Here is a 19,597-nt window from a genome sequence, read left to right as displayed (position 1 = left end):
CACGGTACCGCCATGACTGTTGCAGCGCCCCGTATCCGCCTGTTGATCGATGGCCAGTTCATCGAATCGTCCACCGCCCACTGGCAGGACGTGGTCAACCCGGCCACCCAGGACGTGCTGGCCCAGGTGCCCTTCGCCACCACCAGCGAAGTGGATGATGCGGTGGCCGCCGCCAAGGAAGCCTTCAAGACCTGGCGCAAGACGCCGATCGGTACCCGCGCGCGCATCTTCCTGAAGTACCAGCAGCTGATCCGCGAGAACATGAGCGAGCTGGCCCACACCCTCAGCGCCGAGCAGGGCAAGACCGTGCCGGACGCCGAAGGCGATGTGTTCCGCGGCCTGGAAGTGGTCGAGCACGCCGCGGCGATCGGCAACCTGCAGCTGGGCGAGCTGGCCAACAACGTGGCCAACGGCGTGGACACCTACACCCTGATGCAGCCGCTGGGCGTGTGCGCGGGCATCACCCCGTTCAACTTCCCGGCGATGATCCCGCTGTGGATGTTCCCGATGGCCATCGCCACCGGCAACACCTTCGTGCTCAAGCCGTCCGAACAGGACCCGATGGTCACCATGCGGCTGGTCGAACTGGCGCTGGAAGCCGGCATTCCGAAGGGCGTGCTGAACGTGGTGCACGGTGGCGAAGAAGTGGTCAACGCAATCTGCGACCACCCCGACATCAAGGCGGTTTCGTTCGTGGGTTCCACCCGCGTCGGCACCCATGTGTACAACCGCGCCTCGCTGGCCGGCAAGCGCGTGCAATGCATGATGGGCGCCAAGAACCATGCCGTCGTGCTGCCGGATGCCAACAAGGAACAGACCCTCAACGCCATGGTCGGTGCCGCCTTTGGTGCCGCCGGCCAGCGCTGCATGGCGGCCTCCACGCTGGTACTGGTGGGCGAGGCGCGTTCGTGGGTGCCGGACCTGGTGGCCAAGGCGAAGACGCTGAAGGTCAGCGCCGGTTCGGTTGCCGGCACCGATGTCGGCCCGGTCATCTCCTGCAGCGCACGTGAGCGCGTGGAAGGGCTGATCGCTTCGGGCGTGGAGCAGGGCGCCACGCTGGACCTTGACGGCCGCAATCCGCAGGTGGACGGCTTCGAGAAGGGCAACTTCGTCGGTCCGACGATCTTCTCCGGCGTCACCACCGACATGCGCATCTACCAGGAAGAAATCTTCGGGCCGGTGCTGGTGATCCTCGAAGCGGAAACGCTCGATGACGCCATCGCGCTGGTCAACAGCAACCCGAACGGCAACGGCACGGCGGTGTTCACCCAGTCCGGCGCCGCCGCCCGCAGGTTCCAGGAAGACATCGACGTCGGCCAGGTCGGCATCAACGTGCCGATCCCGGTGCCGGTGCCGCTGTTCTCCTTCACCGGCTCGCGCGCGTCCAAGCTGGGTGACCTCGGCCCGTACGGCAAGCAGGTGGTCATGTTCTACACCCAGACCAAGACCATCACCGCACGCTGGTTCGATGACGAGACGCTCAGCCACGGCGTCAACACCACCATCAGCCTCAAGTAAAAACGGAGTTCCAGCCATGAGTAACTCGATGACGACGGAACTCGAAGAAGCGCAGCAGGCCTATCGTGAGGCAGCGCGTGACTTCGCCCAGGCGGAATTGGCGCCACACGCGGCGCGGTGGGATGCGGAGGGCATTTTTCCGCGCGAGGCGATCGCCAAGGCAGGGGAGCTCGGGTTCTGTGGCCTGTACATGGATCCCGAGGTCGGTGGCAGCGGCTTGAGCCGACTGGACGCCGCCGTCGTCATCGAGGAACTCGCCAACGTGGATCCGTCCACCGCGGCGTACGTGAGCATCCACAACATGGCCTCCTGGATGGTGTCCACGTGGGGCCAGCAGGCGCTGCGCGCGGCCTGGGGTGCGGACCTGGCGGCCGGCATCAAGCTGGCCTCCTACTGCCTGACCGAACCCGGCGCCGGCTCCGATGCGGCGTCGCTGAAGACCACCGCGGTGCGCGATGGCGATGACTACGTGCTCAACGGTTCCAAGGCTTTCATCTCCGGGGCTGGTGCCACCGAGCTGCTGGTGGTGATGGCGCGTACCGGCGGCGCGGGCGCGGGCGGGATCAGTGCGATCGCCGTGCCAGCCGACCTGCCGGGTATCAGTTACGGCCGCAAGGAAGAGAAGATGGGCTGGAACAGCCAGCCGACCCGCGGCATCACCTTCGAGAACGTGCGGGTGCCGGTCGGCAACCTGCTGGGCGAAGAAGGCGGCGGCTTCAAGCTGGCGATGAAGGGCCTGGACGGTGGCCGCATCAACATCGCCGCCTGCTCGCTGGGCGCCGCCCAGGGAGCGCTGGATGCTGCCCGCCGCTACATGGGCGAACGCCGCCAGTTCGGCAAGGCGCTGGCCGAATTCCAGGCCCTGCAGTTCAAGCTGGCCGACATGGCGATCGAACTGGTGGCGGCCCGCCAGATGGTGCACACGGCGGCGCGCAAGCTCGACGCCGGCGCCAGCGATGCCAATATCTGGTGTGCGATGGCCAAGCGGTTCGCCACCGATGCTGGCTTCACCATCTGCAACGAAGCGCTGCAGATCCACGGCGGCTACGGTTACATCCGCGAGTACCCGATCGAGCGCCTGCTGCGCGACAGCCGCGTGCACCAGATCCTGGAAGGCACCAACGAAATCATGCGGGTGATCGTCGCCCGCCACCTGCTCAACACCGAAGAGGAACTGCGATGAACGATTGGCGCACCCACGATCATGTCGGCCTGAAGGTCGAGGCCGATGGCCACGTCGCGGTCATCACCCTGCACAACCCGCCGGCGCATACCTGGACCGTGCACAGCCTGGCGGCACTGCGCGACCTGGTCGCTGCGTTGAACGCGGACCGTTCCATCTATGCGCTGGTGATCAGTGGCGAGGGCGAGAAGTTCTTCTCCGCCGGCGCCGATCTCAACCAGTTCGCATCGGGTGACAAGGGCGCTGCCCGTGAAGCGGCGCGTCGTTTCGGTGAAGCTTTCGAGGCGCTGTCCGGCTTCCGAGGCGTGTCCATCGCTGCGATCAACGGCTATGCGATGGGCGGCGGGCTGGAATGCGCGCTGGCCTGTGACCTGCGCATCATCGAAGAACATGCCCAGGTGGCGCTGCCGGAGGCCACCGTCGGCCTGCTGCCGTGCGCCGGTGGCACCCAGAACCTGCCGCGCCTGGTCGGTGAAGGCTGGGCCAAGCGGATGATCCTGCTCGGTGAACGGATCGACGCCGACACTGCCGTGCGCATCGGCCTGGCCGAGCAGAAGGCCGGCAAGGGCGAAGCCAAGGCACTGGCGCTGGAATGGGCGAAGAAGGCCGGCAAGCAGAGCCCGACCAGCATCGCCGCCTGCAAGACCCTGGTGCAGTCCACGCGCACCGGCACCCATGCCGCCGCGCTGGTGGCAGAACGCGAAGCCTTCGTCGATCTGTTCGACAGCGCCGATCAGGTTGAAGGCGTGAGCGCTTTCCTGGAGAAGCGCAGCGCGCAGTGGAAGAACGCATGAGCCGGGAAACCGACATCGTGGTCGACGAAGCGCCGGTGCTGTTCGAAGAGCGCGTGGCGGCCAACGGCATGCGCATCGGCATCGCCACGCTCAACGCGCCGCGGACATTGAACGGGTTCTCGCTGCCGATGGCGCACCTGCTGCTTGAGAAACTGCGCACGTGGGCAAATGACGACGGCGTTGCGATGGTGGTGCTGCAGGGTGCCGGAGAGAAGGCGTTCTGCGCCGGTGGCGACCTGCACAGCCTGTATCGGAGCATGCTGGCGTACCGTCAGGCAGGCCACGCCGACATCCGCCAGAACGCCTACGCTGCTGAGTTTTTCGACGTCGAGTATCGCGTCGATTACCTGATCCATGCCTATGCCAAACCGATCCTGTGCTGGGGTCATGGCATCGTGATGGGCGGGGGCATCGGCCTGATGTCCGGGGCCAGCCATCGTGTGGTCACCGAGCGCTCCAAGTTGGCGTTCCCGGAAATCACCGTGGGCTTGTTCCCGGACGTGGGAGGCAGCTGGCTGCTGCCGCGCGTGCCCGGTAACGGCGGTCGTTTCCTGGCGCTGACTGGCGCGCTGCTCAACCCCGGCGATGCTCTCTTTGCGGGGCTGGCGGACCTGCACGTCGCCGAATCACACCGGGGCGATGTGCTGGATGCGTTGCTGGCGGCAGGCTGGGAAGCCGACTGCAATGCCAACCATCACCACCTCACCACCGTGCTGCAACGCTTCGCTAGTGAGGCTGCGCCCGGGCCCCTGCAGCGCAACGCCGGGTTGGTGGACGTGCTGTGTGACGGCGAAGATCTGCAGAAGATCGTAGACCGTATCACCGCCATGGAAAGCGAGGATGCCTGGCTGCAGGCCGCGCAGAAGACCCTGGCAGCCGGGGCTCCCGGCTCGGCGCGACTTGCGTTCGCCCTGCAGGCACGCTGCGCGGACGAACCGCTGGCCGATGTGTATCGACTGGAGTACGTAGCGGCACTGCACTGCGCGGCACACGGCGATTTCGCTGAAGGCATCCGCGCGCTGCTGGTCGACAAGGACCGCACCCCGCATTGGAACCCGGCCACGCTGTCCGACGCCAGCGCGACGTGGGCCGAAGATTTCTTCATTTCCCCGTGGCCGGCCGACCAGCATCCGCTGGCCGATCTGGAAGCCACCCCTCCTGAAAGGACCCCCGCATGAGTCGCATCGCTTTCATTGGTCTGGGCAACATGGGCGGGCCGATGGCCGCCAACCTCGCCAAGGCCGGCCACGCCGTGCGGGTGTTCGACCTGGTGCCGGCCGCCGTGCAGGCCGCGGTCGACGCAGGCGCCACCGCAGCCAGCTCCGCACTGGATACGCTGGCCGATGCCGAAGTGGTGATTTCGATGCTGCCGGCCAGCCGCCACGTCGAAGGCGTGTACCTCGGTGATGACGGTCTGCTGGCCGATATCCCGGGCGGTGCGCTGGTGATCGACTGCAGCACCATCGCCCCGGCCACTGCGCGCAAGGTCGCCGAAGCCGCCGCCGCGCGCGGACTGCAGATGCTGGACGCGCCGGTTTCCGGCGGTACGGCCGGCGCCAGCGCCGGTACGCTGACCTTCATCGTCGGCGGCGAAGAAGACGCGCTGGAACGCGCGCGTCCCTACCTGCAGGCGATGGGCAAGAACATCTTCCACGTGGGTGCCAGCGGCGCCGGCCAGGTCGCCAAGCTGTGCAACAACATGGCGCTGGGCGTGATCATGGCGGTCACCGGTGAATCCATCGCGCTGGGCGTGGCACACGGGCTGGACCCGAAGGTGCTGTCGCAGATGATGGCGGTCAGCACCGGCCGCAGCTGGGCCACTGAAGTGTGCAACCCGTGGCCGGGGGTGCTTGAAAACGCACCGGCTTCGCGCGGTTACAGCGGCGGTTTCGGCAGCGACCTGATGCTCAAGGACATGGGCCTGGCGGTCGAAGCGGCGATGAGCGTGGGTGCCTCGATTCCGCTCGGCGAGCTGGCGCGCAACCTGTATTCGATGAACCACCAGGCAGGCCGCGGCAAGCTGGATTTCTCCAGCGTGGTGCAGCTGGTGAGCAACGAAAAGTAACCAGAACGGAGCAAGGCCCTGTCGCCATGCGAAAGGGCCTTACTCCCAGCGCCTCGGTCAGATCAGGCCACGATCAGCTTGACGTCGATGTTGCCCTGGGTCGCATTGGAGTATGGGCAGACGACGTGGGCCTTCTGCACCAGTTCTTCCAGCTGCTCGCGCGGCACGCCCGGCGCGGTGATGGTCAGCTCGGCCTCGATGCCGAAACCGGTCGGGATCTGGCCGATGCCGACCTTGCCGGCAACGGTGGTGTCAGCCGGCAGCGCGACCTTGGCCTGGCCGGCGACGTACTTCAGCGCGCCCAGGAAGCAGGCCGAATAGCCGGCAGCGAACAGCTGCTCCGGGTTGGTGCCCGGGCCGCCGGCACCGCCGAGTTCGCGCGGAGTCGACAGCTGGATGTCCAGCACGTTGTCGGAGGACACAGCGCGGCCTTCGCGGCCGCCGGTTGCGGTGGCCTGGGCGGTGTAGAGAACCTTTTCGATCGACATGGCGGAGTTCCTTGTTGGGATGGCCGGTTGGCCGGTGAGGTGTACTTTGCGCGCCTTGGCTGGACGTGTGGCAACATGGAGTCCGGAAAACTTGATGGATCGTCCAGCCATGCTCGATCGACTTGAATCCCTGCTCGACCGCTTCCCCGTCAGTGCGCGCCTGCTGCAGGGCGGCCAGATCAGTGGCCACTGGGCGCCGGCACAGGCCGCCAGCCAACCGCTGCTACACCTGCTCAGCCAGGGCGGTGTCGAAGTGGTGGACCGCGATGGCACCCGCCTGCGCATCGACCAGCCCAGCGTGCTGTTGTACGCCCGCCCGCGCGAACATCATTTCAACGTCGATGACGGATTGCGGGTGCCGCTGGTGACCGCCGGGCTGCGTTTCGAAGCCGGCGAAGGCAGCCCGGTGGCCGATGCGTTGCCGAGCCCGGTCTGCCTGCCGCTGGCCGACCTGCTGGGCAGCAACGCGGTGCTCGGCGTGCTGTTCGAAGAAGCGTTCGCGCAGCGCTGCGGCCGCCAGGCGATGCTCGATCGTCTGTTCGAACTGGTGATCATCCAGGTGCTGCGCACGCTGATGGAAAACGGCCAGATCCAGGTCGGGCTGCTGGCCGGCATGGGCCATCCACGGCTGCGCCATGCGCTGGTGGCCATGCATGAGCAGCCGGCGGAAGAATGGTCGCTGCACGCGCTGGCCGAACGTGCCGGGATGTCACGCAGCGCTTTTGCCGAAGGCTTCCGCGAGGTGATCGGCAGTACCCCCGGGCAGTACCTGCAGGCGTGGCGGACCAGGCTGGTGCAGCAGGCGCTGCGTCGTGGCCAGCCGCTGAAGCGCATCGCCGGTGACGTGGGCTACGGCAGCGAAGCGGCGTTGTCGCGGGCGTTCAAGGCGCAGACCGGGCAGTCGCCGCGCGAGTGGAAGCAGGCTGCAAGGTAGCGCCGAGCCATGCTCGGCGAGCGCCCCGCGCGGTGCAGTTTGTCCGCCGCGCACGGCTATGCCGGTCGTCCTGACCGGCACCCTGCGGGCCGCCGCGAGCGACGTTGGCAGCGGCTCCAGCCGCTGCCTTCGGCGCTACCGGGTCACACCGCCCATTCCAGGTCGGTGGTGAACATGATGGTCAGCCAGCGATCCGGCGATTCCTCGCCCAGCAGGTCGCCGATCTCATCGCGCAGCCGGTCCCATTCGGCCAGCGCGCGTGGCGGATCGTCGGCGCGCACCACGAAGAACAGTTCGATCTGCTCGCCGCGGCCCACCTGCGCCACGTAGCTGCGGTAGTCCAGGAAACCGTGCCGCGCCACCACATCGCGCGCCACCGTATCCACGTGGCTGCGCAGCTCCTGCGGTGCGACCAGCAGGATGCCCGCAAGCGCCTGGCGTACGGTTCCCAGCGGGGCCACCATCACGAACAGGCAGACCACCGCCAGGATGCCCGGATCGATGTACGGGCCGATCCAGTCCAGAGGGGTGCCGCGCACCAGCACGCCAGCGACAAAGGCCAGCAGGTAGCAGGCCGACATGCTGGCGGCGATGATCCAGTTCTTCGCATCCAGGGCGATGAAGTCCGAGCCGATGTGCCGGTTGGCACGCAGCACGAACGCGGCCAGCGCCCCTTCGGCCAGCAGCGAGATCACCCCGAAGGTGATGGCCGGGCCGAGCGCGATCAAGCGCCCGCCCGAGGTGAGCGCATCCACGGCGTTGACGAAGGCATACAGCGCCGCGCCGATCATCAGCGTCCCGCTGACCCCCAGTACGATCGGTTCCAGGTGCCAGAAGCCCATCGAAAAACGCTGGTTGAGCCGCGACTGCAGCGTATCGGTATTGGTCGATTGGGCGATGAGCCGGGCGACCAGCAGCGACAGCCAGGTCATGACCACGTCGATCAGGCCGTAGATGCCGTCGAAGATGATCAGCGAGGAGTTGGCGTACAGCCCGAAGCCCACGGCCATGGCCGCCATCACCAGGGTGCCGGCGATCGAAAGGCGTAACACCCCCTGCTCGGTGCGGGTATCGAAGAAACGTGGGGGAATGATGGCCATCCCGTGATTGTAGGCCGGGACCATGACCCGCCCGTAGCGCCGAGCCACGCTCGGCGAGCGCGCAGCGCGGCAGCCTCGTTCTTCGGCCGAGCACGGCGCGGCGCTACCGCGCTGGCCTTGGCTGCCGTAGACTTCCGCGCTTCCCGCCCTCCGCGAAGCCCGTACGCAGTGACCACGCCACCCTGAACCCTGCCGCATGGCAGCCGGACCTGTCCGGCATCAGGAACCCGCGTACCCATTGCAGCGCTGCGTGGCCGTGACCACGTGCGCCAAGGAAATCCCATGCAGACCCATTACCCGCTGCGCCAGCAGTGGCTCGGCAACGTCCGTGGCGACGTGCTGTCCGGCATCGTCGTCGCCCTGGCGCTGATCCCCGAAGCGATCGCGTTCTCGCTGATCGCCGGGGTCGACCCCAAGGTCGGCCTGTACGCCTCGTTCTCGATCGCGGTCATCACCGCCATCGCCGGCGGCCGCCCCGGCATGATCTCGGCCGCCACCGGTGCGATGGCGCTGGTGATGGTCGACCTGGTCAAGGACCACGGCCTGCAGTACCTGTTCGCCGCCACCATCCTGACCGGCCTGCTGCAGATGACCGCCGGCGCGCTGAAGCTCGGTTCGCTGATGCGCTTCGTCTCGCGCTCGGTCATCACCGGCTTCGTCAACGCACTGGCCATCCTGATCTTCATGGCCCAGCTGCCGGAGCTGGTCGGCCGCGGCCCGATGGTCTACCTGCTGTGTGCGGCGGCGCTGGCGATCATCTATCTGCTGCCGCGGATCACCCGCGCGGTGCCTTCGCCGTTGGTCGCGATCGGCATCCTCACTGCGGTGGTGATCGGCTTCGGCATCGAGGTACGGACCGTGGGCGACATGGGCCAACTGCCGGACAGCCTGCCGTCCTTCTTCCTGCCGGACGTGCCGCTGAACTGGGAGACGCTGCGCATCCTGCTGCCGGTGTCGGCCACCCTGGCGGTGGTGGGGCTGCTGGAATCGATGATGACCCTGCAGATCGTGGAGGACATCACCGAAACGCCGAGCGAACGCAACCGCGAGTGCGCCGGCCAGGGCCTGGCCAATACGGTGACCGGTTTCTTCGGCGGCATGGCCGGCTGCGCGATGATCGGCCAGTCGGTGATCAACGTCACCAGTGGCGGGCGTGGGCGCCTGTCCTGCCTGATCGCCGGCGCGCTGCTGCTGGTGCTGGTGGTGTACGGCAGCGACCTGGTACGGCAGATCCCGATGGCCGCCCTGGTGGCGGTGATGATCATGGTCAGCATCGGCACTTTCAGTTGGCGCTCGCTGCGCGACCTGCGCACGCATCCACGCAGTTCCTCGGCGGTGATGCTGCTGACCGTGGTGGTGACCGTGGCCACCCATGACCTGGCCAAGGGCGTGCTCAGCGGCGTACTGCTGTCGGCGTTGTTCTTCGCGCGCAAGGTCGGCGGCATGCTGGACGTGCAGCGTGATGACCACGAGGGCGCGCAACGGTATGTGGTGCGTGGACAAGTATTCTTCGCATCGGCCGGGCAGTTCGGCGCGGCCTTCGATTACCAGCACGTAGCGCCGCGCGTTGAGATCGACCTGCAGCACGCCCATCTGTGGGACCTCACCGCGGTGGGTGCGCTGGAGCGCACGGTGGAAAAGCTGCGCGCGCATGGCGCGGTGGTGGAGGTGGTGGGTCTGAACGCCGCCAGCGAAACGCTGATCGAGCGGGTAGGGCGCAAGGGCCCTACCGGCAGCGCGCATTGATCCCTGCCGGTAGTGACGGCCGCTGGCCGTCAAGCAGGTGGTCGGCGACGCCCGTTGGTCGTCACGCCCGTGCCCACCCGGACCATTCAGCCGACCGGTGTAAACTATTGATCATGCAGGCATTGCCTGCCGCCCCTGATTCTCCAGCGTCCCCATGACCCAGCCAACCGCCACCGCCGCGTCCCGCTACGCCGACTCCCTGCGCCTTTCCGTCGCCCCGATGATGGATTGGACGGACCGCCATTGCCGCGTGTTCCACCGGCTGCTGGCGCCCGGCGCGCGCCTGTACACGGAAATGGTGCACGCCAATGCGGTGATCCACGGTGATCGCCAGCGCCTGCTCGGCTTCGATCCGGCCGAAACGCCGCTGGCCCTGCAGTTGGGCGGCAGCGATCCGGCCCTGCTGGCGCAGGCCGCGCGCATTGCCCAGGACTGGGGCTATGACGAGGTCAACCTCAACTGCGGCTGCCCATCCGACCGTGTCCAGGCCGGCCGCTTCGGCGCCTGCCTGATGCGCGAACCGGCCCTGGTGGCCGACTGCGTAGCGGCGATGGTGGCCGCGGTGGATATCCCGGTCACGGTCAAATGCCGGCTCGGGGTGGACGATGACAACGACTACGAGGCCTTCGCTGCGTTTGTCGACCAGCAGGTCGCCGCCGGTGCACCGATGCTGGTGGTGCACGCGCGCAATGCCTGGCTGAAGGGCCTGTCGCCGAAGGAAAACCGCGAAGTGCCACCGCTGCGTTACGACTGGGCCTACCGGCTCAAGCAGGAGCGTCCGGAGCTGCCGGTGGTGCTCAACGGTGGATTGGCCAGCATCGAGGCGGTGCAGGCCCAGGGCGGCAAGGTGGACGGGGTGATGCTGGGCCGTGCGGCCTACCACGATCCCTACCTTCTGCATCAGCTGGAGGCGCTGCAGACCGGCGCCCCGTTGCAGGCACGGCAGGCGCTGCTGCGCGCGCTGCGTCCCTACGTGGAAGCGCGGCTGGCTGAAGGGTCGGCGCTCAAGCACATCACCCGGCACATCCTGGGCTTGTTCCACGGGCAACCGGGGGGCCGCGCGTTCCGCCAGATCCTCAGCGAGGGCGCACATCGCCCGGGCGCGGACTGGAGCCTGGTGGAGCAGGCCCTGTCAGCCACCGAACGTGATGGTGGGCGCGAAGCGGCCTGACGCGATGCGCGCAAGGGGCCGCAGACGGCCCCGAACGCTGTTAGTATGTTCACTTACCTGAATATAGACATCCGATCTTCAGGAAAGTTCAGACCGGATTCACTGGCAAAAGCCGAAATTTGCAAAAGATTTGTAAAGCCCCGGACCTCGCGTCCGGACGCGGACTTCACAATTTTTGAACGAATTGCCGGCCTCGGCTAGGATCCAACGATGTCCTCCCGTTCTTCCCCCTGCCAACTTGCCCTCGCCACGGTCGTGGTGCTGGTGGCGTTCGCGCCGCTGCACGCCGTCGCGCAGGCACCGATGCAGGGCCAGATGCAGCAGACCATGGCGCAGCGGGCGCAGATGCGGGAACGTCCGGAAGTGGTCATGCGGGGGTCCCAACGCGGTGATGAGCGCTCCCTGTCCGACGCCGTGCGGCGGGTGCAGCGATCCACCGGTGGACACATCCTGGGCGCCGAGCGGGTGCCGTTTGATGGGCGCGACATCAACCGCGTGAAATACATGGATGAGCGTGGCCGCGTCCGCTACATGGATGATCCCGTGCAGCAGCGTTCACAGGCTCGCCCGCCCCGATCGGATATGTCTTCACTACGCGGCGATAACCCCTGAACGGGGATTATTGTCGCATCACACCCGATTTCCACCGGCCCAACCGGCCGACCCCAGCACACTAGGGAGAGTTCATGCGTATCCTTCTGGTCGAAGACGAAGCCCCGCTGCGCGAGACCCTTGCAGCCCGGCTCAAGCGCGAAGGCTTTGCCGTCGACGCGGCGCAGGATGGCGAGGAAGGTCTGTACATGGGCCGCGAAGTGCCGTTCGACGTTGGCATCATCGATCTGGGCCTGCCGAAGATGTCCGGCATGGAGCTGATCAAGGCGCTGCGCGACGAGGGCAAGAAGTTCCCGGTCCTGATCCTCACCGCCCGTTCCAGCTGGCAGGACAAGGTCGAAGGGCTCAAGCAGGGCGCCGACGATTACCTGGTCAAGCCGTTCCATGTCGAAGAGCTTCTGGCACGCGTCAATGCGCTGTTGCGCCGCGCTGCGGGCTGGAGCAAGCCGACCCTGGAATGCGGTCCGGTGGCACTGGACCTGGCGGCACAGACGGTCAGCGTGGCCGGCAGCAACGTCGACCTCACCAGCTATGAATACAAGGTGCTGGAATACCTGATGATGCATGCCGGTGAACTGGTCTCCAAGGCCGACCTCACCGAGCACATCTACCAGCAGGATTTCGACCGCGACTCGAACGTGCTGGAAGTGTTCATCGGCCGCCTGCGCAAGAAGCTGGATCCGGACGGTGAACTGAAGCCGATCGAGACCGTGCGCGGCCGCGGCTACCGTTTCGCGATCCCGCGCAACGAGGGCTGAGCCTGCTGCAGGCTAGAAGATGATGTCCGGCCGTCTGTGGTTCTTCCGACGCTGGCGGCCGCGCTCCCTGCAGGCGCGCCAGCTGCTGGCTGCGTCCGTGGGTCTGGTGGCCTTCCTGGCACTGGCCGGCTACGCGCTGGACGCGGCGTTCGCCGATACCGCGCGCGCCAACCTGCGCGAACGCCTGAAGAACTACGCCACGGCCTACGCTGCGGGCAGTGACTTCACCCGCGACCGTTCGCTGTACCTGCGCGAGCATCCGCCGGATCCACGCTTCGACGTGCCCGGCAGCGGCCTGTACCTGCAGGTGGTCACACCGGACGGCAAGGTCAATTCGATGTCCGCCGAAGGCCCGATGCTGCCCAACCGCGGCGGCGGCCTGCTGGCACCGCGCCAGGAGGTCTTCGAAGGTCCGCTGCCGATCATCCAGATCGACGGCAGCGAGGGCTCGGTCTACCGCTACGGCTTGGGCCTGGTGTGGGATGCCGACGCGGACCCGGCGACCGAATTTCCGTACACCATCTACGTGATGGAGGACTCCGGTGCACTGGGCGCGCAGCTGCGCGTGTTCCGCGGCCGGGTATGGTTCTACCTGGGCGGCATCGGCCTGATCCTGCTGTTGTTGCAGACGGTCATCCTGCAGTGGAGCCTGCGCCCGATGCGCCGGGTGATCACCGAGCTGACCCGCGTGCAACGCGGAGAAAGCGAGCGCATGAGCGAACGCCATCCGCGCGAGCTGGAACCGCTGACCGACAGCATCAACGCCTTCATTGAAAGCGAGCGCGAAAACCTGGAGCGCCAGCGCAACACGCTGGCCGACCTGGCGCACAGCCTGAAGACCCCGATCGCCGTGCTGCGCACGCAGATGGACAGCGGATCGAGCAACGATGCGCTGCGCGAGGAACTGGACGTGCAGCTGCAGCGCATGAACAACCTGGTGTCCTACCAGCTGGCACGCGCTGCCTCGTCCGGACACAAGCTGTTCTCCGCGCCGCTGCCGATCGAATCCAATGCCGAAGAAATCGTGCGCGGGCTGGAAAAGGTCTACGCCGCCAAGGGTGTGCTGTGCGAGTTCGACATCGATCCGGGATCGCGCTTCCACGGTGAACCCGGCGACCTGCAGGAGCTGCTCGGCAACCTGCTGGAGAACGCGTTCAAGTGGGCCAACCGTCGCGTGCTGCTGACCGCGCAGCCGCAGCCGGCGCCGAACACGCGCCGTCCGGGCCTGCTGCTGGCGGTGGACGACGACGGCCCCGGTATCGCTCCGGAAGACATCGCCAAGGTGCTGCAGCGCGGCGTGCGTGGCGATGAGCGCGTGCAGGGCCACGGCATCGGCCTGTCGATCGTGCAGGACCTGATCAAGGATTACCGCGGTGAGCTGCTGGTGACGCGCTCTTCCGAACTGGGTGGCGCGCGCTTCGAAGTGCGGCTGCCGGCCGGCCCGTAAGCGCCGCGCGGGGCGCTACCACGGCGGCATCGCCGCATGATCTTCCGGTAGCGCCGAGCCATGCTCGGCGGAAGCCATCACCGCGCCACGTGCTCCAGCGCCGACAGTACCGGCGGCTCACCGTAAAACCGCCGCAGGTGCCCGGCCACGCTGGGCAGCGCCTCGGCCAACACGTCCGGTGCGGAGAAATGGTATTCACTGACCACCGCGAAGAACTCTTCCGGCGCCTCGGCCGCATACGGATCGATCAGCGTTTCCTCGCCCGCATCCACCTGCACGCAGAACGCATCGTAGGCGCGCTGGAAATCGGCCGCCCACTCGCGCTGCCAGGCACGCGGCAACGGCGGCGTGCCGTCGATTGCGCCATCCAGCGCATCGATCTTGTGCGCCATCTCGTGCACCGCCACGCAATAGCCATCGAACGGCGCCTGCAGGTCGGCCTGGATATCCGCCCAGGACAGGATCAACGGGCCGCTGTCCCAGCTCTCGCCGATCAGCTCGTCGTCCCACTCGTGCAGCACGCCGGCAGCATCCACATGGCTGCGCTGTACCCGGAACGCGTCCGGGTACAGGATCAGCTGCGACCAGCCACGCAGGCCGGCTTCGCCCAGCCCCAGCAGCGGCAGGCAGCACACCGCCGCCAGCAGCACGATGTCTTCGTCGCGCAGCACCAGGTCGCCCAGCGGGCTGATGGTCTTTTCGTGCAGGAAGCGGGTCGCCAGCGTGCGCAGCGCATCCAGTCGATCGGCGGGCAGGCCCTGCAGCCACGGAATATCCCGGCAGGCCTGCTGCCACAGCGGTTCGGGAATGGGACGGGGGGCTGGCCGCAGCCAGCGCGACAACTCCTGGATCAGCGGAACATACCCGGCAGGAAGCTGTGCCACTTCGGCGCGCGCAGTCGCTGCAGCACGTCATCCTCGCCCCCGCCGCCGCCACTGCTGGTGGCCTGGGCAGGCACCGGCTTGGGCGTGCTGGGCACCCCGGCGGCAGCACTGCGTGCGGTCGGCGGGCGTTCGGCATCGGGCGTGGAATAGACACAGTCACCGCGCCCTTCACTGGCCATCACGGTAGACGCGGTGGCAAGCAGCGGGGCCATCAACAGGACCAGGCAATGGGCAGAACAGCGCATCGACGACATCCGTGGTTAAGGGCGAGTGAGTTCCCGATTCTAGCCCGAATCAGGCCGCCTATTGGAAGCCCCGCCGGGCAGGGGCAATTCCTTTGCCGCATACTTTCCCTGTTTATCTGACGGAAGCTGCCGTGGACGACCGCGAACTGCTGGCAAAACTGGCCGCCGGACCCCTGTCCGGTGATGCCCTGGCGCGCGAGCTGGGCCAGACCCGGGCGGCCATCTGGAAACGCATTCAAGGACTTAGGACAGCCGGCGTGGCGATCGAAGGCCGCGCCGGGGATGGCTACACGCTGTCCCAGGCGGTCGACCTGCTGGATGCGGGCCGCATCCGCGCCGCGCTGCCTGCCACCGCCGATGCGCTGCTGGACGATCTGCAGGTGGTCTGGAGCACGGTGTCCACCAACACCGAATTGCTGCGCTGCAGCGCTCCTGAGCGCGGCAGTCGCGTCATGCTGGCCGAGCGCCAGACCGGTGGCCGCGGCCGTCGTGGGCGCGACTGGGCCTCGCCGCTGGCCGCGCATATCTACCTTTCGGTGCTGCGCGGCTTCGCCGGTGGGTTGGCCCAGCTGGGCGGGCTGAGCCTGGTGGCGGGCGTGGCGGTGGCCGAGGCCCTGCGCGGGCTCGGTCATGCCCAGGTGCAGTTGAAATGGCCCAACGATCTGGTGGTGGATGGCCACAAGCTGGGCGGCCTGCTGGTGGAAGGCGGCGGTGAGTTCGCCGGCCCGGCGCGCGCGGTGATCGGCATCGGCCTCAACGTACACATGCCGCCAGCGTTCGCTGAACGCATCGACCAGCCGTGGACCGACCTGGACCAGGTGGCGGGCGAGCCGGTGCAGCGCAACGAGGTGGCAACCGCGGTGCTGGCCGCGCTGCTGCCAGCGCTGGAACAATTCGAAGCCGAGGGCCTGGCCCCGTTCCTGCCGCGCTATGCCGCGCTGGACAGCCTGGCCGGGCGCGAGATACGGGTGGAACTGGCTGGCGCCTGGCAGGACGGCCGCGCGCTGGGCCTGGCCGATGATGGCGCGTTGCGAGTGGAAATCGACGGCCGCGAGCAGCCTGTGCACGCCGGCGAAGTCAGCGTGAGGGCACGATGAGCGACTGGTTGTTCGACCTGGGAAATTCCCGTTTCAAGTACGCCCCGCTGCTCGGCGACCGCGCCGGCGAGGTGCAGGCGTGGACCCACGGCGCCGAGGACCTGCGCGGCGAAGCGCTGCGCACGCTGCCGCAGGGCGGTACCGCCTACGTGGCCAGCGTGGCCGCCACCGGAATGACCGCCACCATGCTGGAGATCCTGCGCATGCGCTTCCAGCACGTGCACGTGGCCCGCACCGAAGCGGCGTTCGCCGATGTGCGCATCGTCTATGCCACGCCCGCGCGCTTCGGCGTGGATCGTTTCCTGGCCCTGCTGGCGGCGGCGCGCACGCAGCGCCACGTGCTGGTGGCTGGTGTCGGCACCGCGTTGACCATCGACCTGCTGGACGCCCACGGCCAGCACCACGGGGGTCGCATCGCGGCCTCTCCGACCACCATGCGCGAAGCCCTGCATGCGCGCGCGGCGCAGTTGCCGGCCAGTGGCGGGCACTACCGCGAGTTCGCCGATGACACCGATGATGCGCTGGCATCCGGCTGCGACGGCGCGGCGATCGCGCTGATCGAACGCAGCCGCGAGCAGGCACGGCAGCGGCTGCAGGCACCGGTGGACCTGCTGCTGCACGGCGGCGGCGCACCGGCGCTGTTGCCGCAGCTGCCGGCCGATGCGGGCCACCAGCCGCTGCTGGTGCTCGATGGGCTGGCACGCTGGGCCGTTCACCTGCCGTCGGCGACAGGCTAGGATCGGCAGATGCTGACCCGTGCCCTGATCGTGTTCCTCGTGTTGCTCAACGTGAGCGTCGCCCTGTGGTGGATGCTGCGCGGTGAGCCGGTTGTGCCGGACGTGAAGCTGCCTTCCGGCGTGGCCGAACTGCAGTTGGTGGATGCGGCCGCCCCGGTGACGGCGCCCTCGCCAACGGCGTCCACCGCGCCGCTGACCGATACCACGCCCGCCGCTGCCGAACCTGCCGCAGCGGTGGCCGCTTCACCGTCCACCGGAGCGCCCGTCGCAGCCGAAGCGCGTCCGGCTCCGGTTGCTGCCGCAGTGGTGGCAACGCCTGCCCCAGCAGCGGAACCCGCGCCTACCCTCGCAGCGCCCGAGCGTTGCGTCGCGCTGGGTCCGTTCGCGGACCAGGCCGCCGCCCAAGGCGCCTTGGTCAAGGCCGGTGCGGCGCTGACACGAACGCGCCTGCGCGAACAATCGACGCCCGGGGCCACCTCGCGCTACCGGGTGATGATGCCGCCGGCAGAGAACCGCGAAGCCGCCCAGGTGACCGTGCAGCGGATCGTCGCCGCCGGCCTGAGCGACTACTACGTGATTGGCCAGGGACCTGACGCCAACGCCATCGCGCTGGGCCAGTACCGCAATCGCGAAGGGGCCGAGCGCCGGCTGGCGGCACTGCGCGCGGCCGGATTCCAGGCCCAGCTCAGTGGTGGCGAAGGCGCCTCCACGTGGTGGCTGCAGGGCGCGCTGGCCGATGGCAAGACCGATCCCGGCCTGCGCCAGCGTAGCGGGGCGGCGCAGCAACGCTCGCTGGACTGCGCTGGTCTGCGGTAGAATCGCCGTGCTTCGCGGCCTGGCCACGAACGCGTCGTACCCCGTGCCGCTTTAGCTCAGTTGGTAGAGCAACTGTCTTGTAAACAGTAGGTCATCCGTTCGATTCGGATAAGCGGCACCATCCCTTGATCCACTGGCATCCACTCATGGGCTTTATTGGCCAGGGTCGGGGTGGTTCAGCGCCGCTACGCGTGCGTTGAAGAGCGTGACGTCGTCGTCTGCGAGTTGGGTCCAGTCGACGGGGTGGCCGATCAGTTCTTCAACCACTTCGCCGGGCTCGCGGTCGAAGCCGCGTGCCTGCACCTGTGCGTAGCGAGCGGCGAAGCCGGGATCTTCGGCGCTCAGCGCGTACAGCTTCACCGCTACCAGGCCGGCGAACAGGTAGTTGGTGAGGTACAGCGGGTCCTGGTAGAACAGCCGCTTGCCCGCCCAGGTGGTGTTCTGGCCGGCGTGCCCGCTGAAGCCGCCTTCGTGCAGCGTGCGCATCTGCACCGCGAGGGCGTCAAGATCATCCGGCCCGCGCACCGTGCCGTCGTGTACACCTTGGTGGATCGCTGCTTCCAGCTGCGCCTCTTCGGCGGAGATGAAAAGCTGCAGGGCCAAATCGCGCAGCAGCCCGCGTTGATAATAGTCGCGGGCACCGAGGGTCGTGGCTTCGCTTACAAGCTGGTCGCGGTAGAGGAACTCATCCAGGAGCGCGAACGTTTCCTCCAGCCATGACGTGCCATGGCGAAACAGCGGCGAGGTGCCATGGGCATTCATCAGCTGCCCATGCACGGCATGTGCGCCTTCGTGCACGACCTCGACATCGCTTTCGGTGTCGCCGCGCCGGTGGCCCACGTACAGCACCGACGTGGAGTGCGGTGCGGTGATGGAAAACGCATCGCGCTTGCGGCGGCCCAGCTGGCTGGCGAAATCCATGCGGCCGCCGGCCGGGTCCAGCACCGCGCCGATCTGCGCGACATGCTCAGGACCCAGGCGGGCGGCGGCACGCATCGCGATCTGCCGTACCTGCTCCATGGACATCGCCGGTGGGCTGAAGCCAGCGCGAGGCGCTTCGTCATTCCACGGGGCCGGGTCGCTGTTGCCAGACGTCTCCGATAGCGCTTGGTACGCGGCGAACGACGACGCATGTGACTGCAGGGCATGGAGGGCGGTGTCCACCTCGGTGACGCCAAGGCCCATGCCGGCATAGGCCTGCTCCGGGGCACTGGTATAGCCACGCGTCACCGCCAGTCCGTCGCGCAGGGCGGCGATACCGATCAAGGCATCCGCCAGCGCGGGCTTCCGCTGCAGCATCGCATCGTGGTGCAGCGTCCACGCCTGCTTGCGCGCGGCTTCGTCCGGGAGGGCCATCAGGGTGTGGAAGTCATCGGCGACATTCATGACGCGGCTGCCCACTGTCATCGTGGGGAAGCCTGTGCCCTGCGTGGCCAGCCGGTGCGCATGCTCGAAGCGGCCCAGCGCCGTGTCTGCGGCCGCTGCCATCGGCTTGGCGACCGCAGGCAGCGCGTGAGCCTCGGCGCGCGCGCTACGCGCTGCCAGATAGGCGTACGGCTGTGCCCAGCGCGCAGCAGCGGGTGCGGTGCGCACAAGCGCCTTTGCGGTGCTGGCGATGTCGCCGCAAAGCGCTTCCACGTCATCGCGTGCGGCACTGGCTACGCGGTCACTGGCGTCCTGGGCGGCAATCAGCTCGTGGTAGGCGTAGTGATCCAGGCATTCACCGAACAGTGCTTCCAGCGTGTGGAAGTCGGTTTCGATGTGGAGCGTGCTGTTGCTGGTTCGGAGTGCATCGAAGCGCTGCTTGATCGCGGCGCGCGCGGTGCGCTCTGCGGCTGGCGTGGCGAAGTAACGCGCCGGGTCTACCGATTGCGACTCGCCGTGCGAGGCGACCGTCGTTGCCAGCGCGGCGCTGGACGACGCCAGCAGGCAGGCCAGCGTCAGCAGCAGGCGGGTACTCGGCTTCCGCGCGAGGCGGGATTTGCTTGGGTACGGCATTGCC

General features: G+C 67.6%; 19 protein-coding genes and 1 tRNA gene. 15 read left to right on the top strand and 5 right to left on the bottom strand.

The genetic code is table 11. The features are described 5' to 3' along the window. Window positions 1-12: 12 nt before the first annotated feature. From IFT63_RS13845 to mmsB, 5 genes are read left to right on the top strand one after another with little or no spacing between them, the layout of a single operon-like run. Entirely contained in the window at window positions 13-1,518 is a 1,506-nt protein-coding gene (locus IFT63_RS13845; protein ID WP_042613738.1) for a CoA-acylating methylmalonate-semialdehyde dehydrogenase, read from the top strand. A gap of 16 nt (window positions 1,519-1,534) precedes the next feature. Beyond that, complete coding sequence (locus tag IFT63_RS13840; protein WP_042613739.1) at window positions 1,535-2,701, top strand: acyl-CoA dehydrogenase family protein; 1,167 nt, start codon at window positions 1,535-1,537, stop codon at window positions 2,699-2,701. Next, window positions 2,698-3,495: an enoyl-CoA hydratase gene (locus IFT63_RS13835; RefSeq protein ID WP_192084680.1), complete on the top strand. Its 798-nt coding sequence runs from the start codon at window positions 2,698-2,700 to the stop codon at window positions 3,493-3,495. The genes IFT63_RS13840 and IFT63_RS13835 overlap by 4 nt, the downstream gene beginning before the upstream one ends. Further along, window positions 3,492-4,673, top strand: a complete 1,182-nt coding sequence (locus IFT63_RS13830; protein ID WP_192084678.1) for an enoyl-CoA hydratase/isomerase family protein — start codon at window positions 3,492-3,494, stop codon at window positions 4,671-4,673. Before IFT63_RS13835 ends, IFT63_RS13830 begins: the two co-directional genes overlap by 4 nt. Beyond that, window positions 4,670-5,560 carry a 3-hydroxyisobutyrate dehydrogenase gene (mmsB, locus tag IFT63_RS13825; protein ID WP_192084676.1) on the top strand — a complete coding sequence of 297 codons (891 nt, stop codon included), beginning with the start codon at window positions 4,670-4,672 and terminating at the stop codon, window positions 5,558-5,560. Before IFT63_RS13830 ends, mmsB begins: the two co-directional genes overlap by 4 nt. Before the next feature lie 62 nt (window positions 5,561-5,622). On the opposite strand, the gene IFT63_RS13820 is transcribed toward mmsB, so the two are convergent. After that, the gene (locus tag IFT63_RS13820; RefSeq protein WP_192084674.1) at window positions 5,623-6,048 is read right to left on the bottom strand and encodes an organic hydroperoxide resistance protein; all 426 of its coding nucleotides are present in this window, start codon (window positions 6,046-6,048) and stop codon (window positions 5,623-5,625) included. Window positions 6,049-6,157: 109 nt separating this feature from the next. Between IFT63_RS13820 and IFT63_RS13815 the strand changes: the two genes are divergently transcribed. Beyond that, window positions 6,158-6,982 (top strand): AraC family transcriptional regulator, encoded by an 825-nt coding sequence (locus IFT63_RS13815; RefSeq protein WP_042613744.1) that lies wholly within the window; start codon window positions 6,158-6,160, stop codon window positions 6,980-6,982. A gap of 143 nt (window positions 6,983-7,125) precedes the next feature. Here IFT63_RS13815 and IFT63_RS13810 read toward each other — a convergent pair whose 3' ends face one another. Beyond that, window positions 7,126-8,082 (bottom strand): cation transporter, encoded by a 957-nt coding sequence (locus IFT63_RS13810; RefSeq protein WP_235306051.1) that lies wholly within the window; start codon window positions 8,080-8,082, stop codon window positions 7,126-7,128. Between the two features lie 282 nt (window positions 8,083-8,364). On the opposite strand from IFT63_RS13810, the gene IFT63_RS13805 reads away from it, so the two are divergent. From IFT63_RS13805 to IFT63_RS13785, 5 genes are all read left to right on the top strand, one after another. Beyond that, window positions 8,365-9,828 carry a SulP family inorganic anion transporter gene (locus tag IFT63_RS13805; protein ID WP_042613746.1) on the top strand — a complete coding sequence of 488 codons (1,464 nt, stop codon included), beginning with the start codon at window positions 8,365-8,367 and terminating at the stop codon, window positions 9,826-9,828. A 154-nt stretch (window positions 9,829-9,982) separates the two neighbouring features. Further along, on the top strand, window positions 9,983-10,999 hold the full coding sequence (gene dusA / locus IFT63_RS13800) for a tRNA dihydrouridine(20/20a) synthase DusA (protein WP_042613747.1): 1,017 nt from the start codon (window positions 9,983-9,985) through the stop codon (window positions 10,997-10,999). 210 nt (window positions 11,000-11,209) lie between these two features. Beyond that, window positions 11,210-11,611 (top strand): hypothetical protein, encoded by a 402-nt coding sequence (locus IFT63_RS13795; RefSeq protein WP_042613748.1) that lies wholly within the window; start codon window positions 11,210-11,212, stop codon window positions 11,609-11,611. A 74-nt stretch (window positions 11,612-11,685) separates the two neighbouring features. After that, a complete protein-coding gene (locus tag IFT63_RS13790) occupies window positions 11,686-12,369 on the top strand; it encodes a response regulator transcription factor (RefSeq protein WP_004136763.1) in 684 nt (227 codons plus the stop codon). A gap of 22 nt (window positions 12,370-12,391) precedes the next feature. Then, window positions 12,392-13,816 carry a sensor histidine kinase gene (locus IFT63_RS13785; RefSeq protein WP_192084951.1) on the top strand — a complete coding sequence of 475 codons (1,425 nt, stop codon included), beginning with the start codon at window positions 12,392-12,394 and terminating at the stop codon, window positions 13,814-13,816. A 77-nt stretch (window positions 13,817-13,893) separates the two neighbouring features. On the opposite strand, the gene IFT63_RS13780 is transcribed toward IFT63_RS13785, so the two are convergent. Continuing rightward, complete coding sequence (locus IFT63_RS13780) at window positions 13,894-14,700, bottom strand: zinc-dependent peptidase (RefSeq protein WP_192084672.1); 807 nt, start codon at window positions 14,698-14,700, stop codon at window positions 13,894-13,896. Further along, on the bottom strand, window positions 14,667-14,945 hold the full coding sequence (locus tag IFT63_RS13775; RefSeq protein ID WP_192084670.1) for a hypothetical protein: 279 nt from the start codon (window positions 14,943-14,945) through the stop codon (window positions 14,667-14,669). Before IFT63_RS13775 ends, IFT63_RS13780 begins: the two co-directional genes overlap by 34 nt. Before the next feature lie 131 nt (window positions 14,946-15,076). Between IFT63_RS13775 and birA the strand changes: the two genes are divergently transcribed. From birA to IFT63_RS13755, 4 genes are all read left to right on the top strand, one after another. Continuing rightward, a complete protein-coding gene (gene birA, locus IFT63_RS13770) occupies window positions 15,077-16,042 on the top strand; it encodes a bifunctional biotin--[acetyl-CoA-carboxylase] ligase/biotin operon repressor BirA (protein ID WP_192084668.1) in 966 nt (321 codons plus the stop codon). Next, window positions 16,039-16,779: a type III pantothenate kinase gene (locus IFT63_RS13765; protein WP_192084666.1), complete on the top strand. Its 741-nt coding sequence runs from the start codon at window positions 16,039-16,041 to the stop codon at window positions 16,777-16,779. Before birA ends, IFT63_RS13765 begins: the two co-directional genes overlap by 4 nt. Before the next feature lie 9 nt (window positions 16,780-16,788). Then, window positions 16,789-17,595, top strand: a complete 807-nt coding sequence (locus IFT63_RS13760) for an SPOR domain-containing protein (RefSeq protein WP_192084665.1) — start codon at window positions 16,789-16,791, stop codon at window positions 17,593-17,595. 45 nt (window positions 17,596-17,640) lie between these two features. Then, window positions 17,641-17,716, top strand: a tRNA-Thr gene (locus IFT63_RS13755). 32 nt (window positions 17,717-17,748) lie between these two features. Here IFT63_RS13755 and IFT63_RS13750 read toward each other — a convergent pair. After that, window positions 17,749-19,593, bottom strand: a complete 1,845-nt coding sequence (locus IFT63_RS13750; protein ID WP_192084663.1) for a peptidase — start codon at window positions 19,591-19,593, stop codon at window positions 17,749-17,751. Window positions 19,594-19,597: the final 4 nt, after the last annotated feature.

The organism is Stenotrophomonas sp. CFBP 13724, from assembly GCF_014841975.1.
Classification (GTDB): domain Bacteria; phylum Pseudomonadota; class Gammaproteobacteria; order Xanthomonadales; family Xanthomonadaceae; genus Stenotrophomonas; species Stenotrophomonas lacuserhaii.
This window is presented reverse-complemented; position numbering and strand designations above follow the sequence as displayed.

Bases quoted from the DNA above. Each gene is read 5' to 3' on its own strand.
- IFT63_RS13845 (WP_042613738.1), top strand. From the start codon at position 13: ATGACTGTTGCAGCGCCCCGTATCCGCCTGTTGATCGATGGCCAGTTC.
- IFT63_RS13840 (WP_042613739.1), top strand. From the start codon at position 1,535: ATGAGTAACTCGATGACGACGGAACTCGAAGAAGCGCAGCAGGCCTAT.
- IFT63_RS13835 (WP_192084680.1), top strand. From the start codon at position 2,698: ATGAACGATTGGCGCACCCACGATCATGTCGGCCTGAAGGTCGAGGCC.
- IFT63_RS13830 (WP_192084678.1), top strand. From the start codon at position 3,492: ATGAGCCGGGAAACCGACATCGTGGTCGACGAAGCGCCGGTGCTGTTC.
- mmsB (WP_192084676.1), top strand. From the start codon at position 4,670: ATGAGTCGCATCGCTTTCATTGGTCTGGGCAACATGGGCGGGCCGATG.
- IFT63_RS13820 (WP_192084674.1), bottom strand. From the start codon at position 6,048: ATGTCGATCGAAAAGGTTCTCTACACCGCCCAGGCCACCGCAACCGGC.
- IFT63_RS13815 (WP_042613744.1), top strand. From the start codon at position 6,158: ATGCTCGATCGACTTGAATCCCTGCTCGACCGCTTCCCCGTCAGTGCG.
- IFT63_RS13810 (WP_235306051.1), bottom strand. From the start codon at position 8,082: ATGGCCATCATTCCCCCACGTTTCTTCGATACCCGCACCGAGCAGGGG.
- IFT63_RS13805 (WP_042613746.1), top strand. From the start codon at position 8,365: ATGCAGACCCATTACCCGCTGCGCCAGCAGTGGCTCGGCAACGTCCGT.
- dusA (WP_042613747.1), top strand. From the start codon at position 9,983: ATGACCCAGCCAACCGCCACCGCCGCGTCCCGCTACGCCGACTCCCTG.
- IFT63_RS13795 (WP_042613748.1), top strand. From the start codon at position 11,210: ATGTCCTCCCGTTCTTCCCCCTGCCAACTTGCCCTCGCCACGGTCGTG.
- IFT63_RS13790 (WP_004136763.1), top strand. From the start codon at position 11,686: ATGCGTATCCTTCTGGTCGAAGACGAAGCCCCGCTGCGCGAGACCCTT.
- IFT63_RS13785 (WP_192084951.1), top strand. From the start codon at position 12,392: ATGTCCGGCCGTCTGTGGTTCTTCCGACGCTGGCGGCCGCGCTCCCTG.
- IFT63_RS13775 (WP_192084670.1), bottom strand. From the start codon at position 14,945: ATGCGCTGTTCTGCCCATTGCCTGGTCCTGTTGATGGCCCCGCTGCTT.
- IFT63_RS13765 (WP_192084666.1), top strand. From the start codon at position 16,039: ATGAGCGACTGGTTGTTCGACCTGGGAAATTCCCGTTTCAAGTACGCC.
- IFT63_RS13760 (WP_192084665.1), top strand. From the start codon at position 16,789: ATGCTGACCCGTGCCCTGATCGTGTTCCTCGTGTTGCTCAACGTGAGC.
- IFT63_RS13750 (WP_192084663.1), bottom strand. From the start codon at position 19,593: ATGCCGTACCCAAGCAAATCCCGCCTCGCGCGGAAGCCGAGTACCCGC.